This is a genomic window from Williamsia sp., assembly GCF_036566845.1.
Classification (GTDB): domain Bacteria; phylum Actinomycetota; class Actinomycetes; order Mycobacteriales; family Mycobacteriaceae; genus Williamsia.
This window is the reverse complement of record NZ_DATCVM010000103.1, coordinates 1-4914: the sequence shown is the minus strand read 5'-3', so window position 1 is coordinate 4914 and position 4914 is coordinate 1. Positions and strand designations below refer to the sequence as shown.

The following is a 4914-nucleotide window of genomic DNA, read 5'->3' as shown; positions in this document are numbered from 1 at the left end:
CCATGCTTGCGCGAACGCTTTCAATGCGGTTCGTCTCAATGGAGCAAACCTTCTGCCGCGCTGTTCCTTTGAACTTCCCCGGGGCGCGAAGTGCACGCATGGTCTGGCGACTCCCTGAAAGCGGCAAACGAAGTTCGCTCTCATTGAATGCACTGCCGCCAGCGGGGTATCGACACTGGCAACATGGGTTACAGAGATGACAAGTCGCACGCGTCGACCGGACCGCCGGGGCTGGCAAATCAGACAGGTGCCACGCCGTGTCCACGCGCGTTGTGGCGCGTCCGGAAGATGGCTTGTGCCGCAATGGCCATCGCACCGAACAGGGTGATGACGGAGGCGGTGAAGACAGCATTTTTCCAGCCATCAGTGATGTCGGTTCCGTTGTTGGCCGCAATCACAGCGAACAGGGTGATTCCGCATGCGGCACCGAGGTAGCGGGCTGTGTTGTTAGCTCCGCTGGCCATTGCCGCGTGGTCGGGCGGGACGCTGGCCACCGCTTCGCGGCCCAGGATCGCGTTGAGAAATCCGGTCGTGACCCCAGTCAACGCCATGGGCAAAATGAGCTGCAACGTCGAATCGGCGCTCACGGCGGCGAGCATGCCTGCCGCCGTGAGCGCCAGGAGAGCCGCGATGAGCAACGGGCCTTGGAGGGGGAAAGGCAGCCAACGCACTGACAAGGCGGCAACCATACTCGTCGCCGCCCAGACCAATGGCGGCACGCTCGCCAGCCGCAACGAGTCACCGAATCCTGTCTGCGATACCGTCGGCAGGAACGACGCCATGCCGATCATTCCGACACCCAAAGTGAGGGCGCCCAGTGTGGTGGCGCGGAAGTTCGGGTGGCGTAGGAGTTCCGGATCGACCAATGGATGCCGGGCACGGCGCTCGACCACCCAGAGAGCGGCGAAAGCGACAAACCCCAGTAACCCCAGCACGAGGGTCGGCGCCCCCACCCCGTCCCGGCCCTGAGTCAGCGTCGCCACCATCAGCACCATGCCGACGATCAGCAGGACCAGTCCGCTGAGATCGATTCTGCACGGAGTAGCGGACCGGGACTCCGGAAGCGCTCGCAACGTGGGAACGAGCAGGAGAGCTCCGATGCACGCGACCGCAATGTAGTTCTCGCGCCAGCCCGTGCCGATGTCGAGGGCCATAGCGAGCAGTGAACCCGCAGCGATGCCGCCGCCGACACTGGCACCCCATACAGCTGTCGAGTGAAGTCGTTCTGGCCCGGGAGGGTACGAGTGGGCGAGAATAGCCAAACCGCAAGCCAGGACAGCCGCCCCGCCCGCCCCTTGCAGAATGCGGGCCCCCACGAGAAACCACGGATCCCACGCCGCCGCGCAGGCAACCGCCCCGACCACGACTGCAAGCAAACCACCGATATAGACCCGACGACGACCGGCACGGTCGCCGAGAAGTCCGCCGGCGAGAAGCGCTCCGGCGAGCCCGATACTCATGGCGCTGAGAATCCATGCACGGGCGACCGTCCCGGCGCCGAGATCCGCAGATGTGGGAGCGAGAGTGGCCATGGGCGTCACGTAAGTAACGAGCACCAAAGCCGTGCCGGCGGCCACCGGAGCCAGCGCACCGCGCGATGATTTTGGTTTGATTTTCAAACTCATGGCGGTAACGTATCACCCACGATGACGACAGTCCCGTTAGATCAAATTCCCGGTCGCCCATGCCCGATAGCAGCGTCGCTCGAACTGGTGGGCGAGCGATGGGCGCTTCTCGTCGTGCGGGAGATCGCGATGGGCAGCACCCGTTTTTCCGACATCGTGCGCGGCACGGGAGCGCCGCGCGATCGGATCGCTGCACGACTCAAGGCACTGGAGGCCGCCGGTGTCGTCCGGTGCGAATCCGGTAGTGGAGCGCGGCACACCTACCGCCTGACCGAGGCGGGCGCCGAGCTCGTCCCCGTCCTCAATGCCCTGCTGGCCTGGGGCGAGGACCACGCGGTCGCCGCTGACGACCCCAAGCGGGCGGCTCGATACCGGAAGTTGCCCACACCCGAAACCACAATCGAGGAGGACCGATGACCGCAGAGCCTGTGACCTGGGGCGCCCAACGTCAACGGAACATCACCTGGCACGACCCCGCACCGTCGACCGCTGCCGGGCTGACACTGCCTGGCCTGGACTACTTAATGGCCATGCTTGACGGGGAACTGCCGCCGCCACCGATCAACGGACTGACGAACATGGAACTCGTCGAGGTCATTCCCGGTCGCGCCGTCTTCACCTGCGAGCCCGGGGAATGGGGCTACAACCCGATCGGCACCGTCCATGGCGGCATCGTGTGCACGCTACTGGACACCGTGTGCGGCTGCGCACTCCATAGCACCCTCCCGGCAGGGCGAGGTTTCACCTCAGTCGAGATCAAGGTCAGCTACCTCAGGCCCGTGCATGCTTCATCAGGGTTTCTGACCGCCACCGGAACCCTCGTGAAGGCGGGATCACGGATGGGCTTCACCGAAGGCGTCGTCACCGACAGCCGAGGCAAGGTTGTCGCCACAGCCAGCAGCACACTGCTGATCAGCGACTTGCCGAAATGAGCCGAACCCTGCGCACCACGGATGGACAAGTCGACAAGAACAGCCGCCGTTTGGGCCCTGATGTCCTCCACTATCTCTTCGACACCACGACCTTTCGGGCCATAACACGGCGGCGACGGTTTCCTCGAGCTGGCCGTGACGACGAACCCTCCTGGCTCAAGGCCTCGAGGGCTGATAGGTGCGAAGTCGTCTTCGCTGAAGTCGAGATCGACGTGAACAGCGATGCTGCGCCTATACGGCAAAGCACATGCCACTCGGCGAAAGGTTGACCGGTGCCTGTATTCAATGCATATATCCCTGCAGCCCGATTCTCACCTCAACAGAAACAGGCTCTAGGATCGGGACTGCCCGGAGCTCTCCACGAGGCTCTGCGGATTCCCCGCGAGGATCAGTTCGTCATCATCCCCGAGCAGCCGGCCGACTCACTCTTCGTCGACCCGTCGTACATGGGGATGAGCCGCAGCGAGAACGCAGTGATCATCACCGTTCTCTTCACAGCGGAACGAGCACTGTCCGATAAACGCGCAATAGTCCGGGCGATGTGCGACAAAACTGTCAGCGCGCTGGGCATCAGCGCCGATGACGTGTTCATCGCCCTGATACCGGTACCGAAAGAGAACTTCTCTTTTGGCCGCGGAGATCTTCAACTGGCCCAGGGCTGAGCTGGCAGTCCTGAACTACGAGCCGCCCGAACCGACTAGCCGATCTGCCCGATCCCACACACTGCGGCCACACCGCCCACATGCCCTGGTTCCTACGCGGTGGTTTACTCGGCTGGCGCGTCCGCGAGGCGTTCAACGGCCGATGGCGAAAGGCGCGGAAGTCGGCTGCGGTCAATGCGGCAAGAGAACGGACACCTGGCCCCTGATGTCCGCCTCGATCTCATCGACACCATGAGCCATATTGATCGTTGCCGCCATCGAGAGAAACATGATCGCCGAGACTACGTGCGCCAGCGTCGCGGCATCGGCTTCACCGACCCGTCCGCCTCGGCGCAGCACGCCTGCAATGGCTTTCTCGGTCTGGCCGACGATGTTGAGCGCTTCCGCGTGGTGAGGTTCGTCGGGGTTACCGAAGACCATCTCTCGCAGGTAGGTGCGACCGTTGTCGATCTGGGTGCGGTTGCATCGCACGATCGAGCCGATGATCGCCATCACCGCCTCGAGCACGTCGGATATGTTCTCGGCATCGACGCGGCCCCGCTCGAGTGCTTTTCTGTAGTGCACATTCTGAACGAGTAGAAGCAACTCCCCTTTCGTCTTGACGTAGAGAAACACTGTCCCTGTCCCGACGTCGGCTTTCTCGGCGATCTGTTGAGTGGTGACCTCGTCGACGCCGTGCTCGGCGAACAGTTCGCTGGCTGCGGCTGTGATGCGGTCCAATTTTTGCTGTTTGTTCCGCTCGCGCCTTCCCACCTGTTGGGGACCTAACGACATTGTGAACATCCTTCGGGAATATAATCTGAATAGACTCAGTTCTGAGTATAGTCACTATTGATGTGGTTCAGGTGTTCCTCTCGATCGTCCCACGAGAAGTCGCATCTGCTTCGCACCGGTGACACACCTGGCCGGCCGATCAACCTAAGGAACACCCAACTCATGACCTCACCTTCACTCTGGCAGCCGTTCACCCTCGGACGCGTCGAACTCCCGCACAGACTCGCCTTGGCGCCGATGACCCGCAACCGGGCAAACCCGGACGGCACCCCGGGCCCGCTCGTAGCGACCTACTACGGCCAGCGCGCCTCGCTCGGACTGGTCATCACCGAGGGCACCCAGCCCTCCGACGACGGCCAGGGTTACCCGAACACACCGGGGATTTACACCCCGGCACATATCGAGGGCTGGTCGAATGTCGCTGACGTCGTCCATGATGGTGGCGGGGCGCTGTTCATCCAGCTGATGCACGTCGGCCGGATGTCGCACCCCGACAACACAACACACCACCGCCAGCCGGTAGCGCCGTCGGCCATCTCTGCCGATCAGGACATATTCACCGCAACAAGTCCGCAGAAAACTCCGGTGCCGCGAGAGCTGAGCATCTCGGACATCGAAACCACAATCGCCGATTTCCGCCACGCCGCCGCCTCCGCCATCGCGGCCGGCGCCGACGGCGTGGAAATTCACGGCGCCAACGGCTACTTGCTGCACCAATTCCTCTCGCCGAACTCGAACCACCGCGCTGATCAGTACGGCGGATCGGTGGAAAACCGGTCGCGCTTCGTGATCGAAGTCGCCGCCGCGGTGGCCGAGGAGATCGGAGCCGACCGGGTGGGAATCCGACTGTCGCCGTCGATGCCGTTGGGCGGGATCAACGAGGGTGATATCGAAAGCGTTCGAACCCAGTACACGCACCTG

General features: G+C 63.1%; 6 protein-coding genes. 4 read left to right on the top strand and 2 right to left on the bottom strand.

Annotation, left to right across the window (positions count from 1 at the left end):
* Positions 1 to 239 precede the first annotated feature (239 nt).
* Positions 240 to 1625: an MFS transporter gene (locus tag VIQ49_RS09100; RefSeq protein ID WP_331883479.1), complete on the bottom strand. Its 1386-nt coding sequence runs from the start codon at positions 1623 to 1625 to the stop codon at positions 240 to 242.
* Between the two features lie 87 nt (positions 1626 to 1712).
* Here VIQ49_RS09100 and VIQ49_RS09095 point away from each other — a divergent pair, with 87 nt between their 5' ends.
* The 3 genes from VIQ49_RS09095 (at position 1713) to VIQ49_RS09085 (ending at position 3219) form a co-directional block, all read left to right on the top strand.
* Positions 1713 to 2042 carry a helix-turn-helix domain-containing protein gene (locus VIQ49_RS09095; RefSeq protein ID WP_331883477.1) on the top strand — a complete coding sequence of 110 codons (330 nt, stop codon included), beginning with the start codon at positions 1713 to 1715 and terminating at the stop codon, positions 2040 to 2042.
* The gene (locus tag VIQ49_RS09090; RefSeq protein ID WP_331883474.1) at positions 2039 to 2557 is read left to right on the top strand and encodes a PaaI family thioesterase; all 519 of its coding nucleotides are present in this window, start codon (positions 2039 to 2041) and stop codon (positions 2555 to 2557) included. Before VIQ49_RS09095 ends, VIQ49_RS09090 begins: the two co-directional genes overlap by 4 nt.
* 272 nt (positions 2558 to 2829) lie before the next feature.
* Positions 2830 to 3219 (top strand): tautomerase family protein, encoded by a 390-nt coding sequence (locus VIQ49_RS09085; RefSeq protein WP_331883471.1) that lies wholly within the window; start codon positions 2830 to 2832, stop codon positions 3217 to 3219.
* 171 nt (positions 3220 to 3390) lie between these two features.
* Here VIQ49_RS09085 and VIQ49_RS09080 read toward each other — a convergent pair whose 3' ends face one another.
* On the bottom strand, positions 3391 to 3993 hold the full coding sequence (locus tag VIQ49_RS09080; RefSeq protein ID WP_331883468.1) for a TetR/AcrR family transcriptional regulator: 603 nt from the start codon (positions 3991 to 3993) through the stop codon (positions 3391 to 3393).
* Positions 3994 to 4155: 162 nt separating this feature from the next.
* Here VIQ49_RS09080 and VIQ49_RS09075 point away from each other — a divergent pair.
* On the top strand, positions 4156 to 4914 hold a 759-nt coding region (locus tag VIQ49_RS09075), incomplete at its 3' end, for an alkene reductase (RefSeq protein ID WP_331883465.1).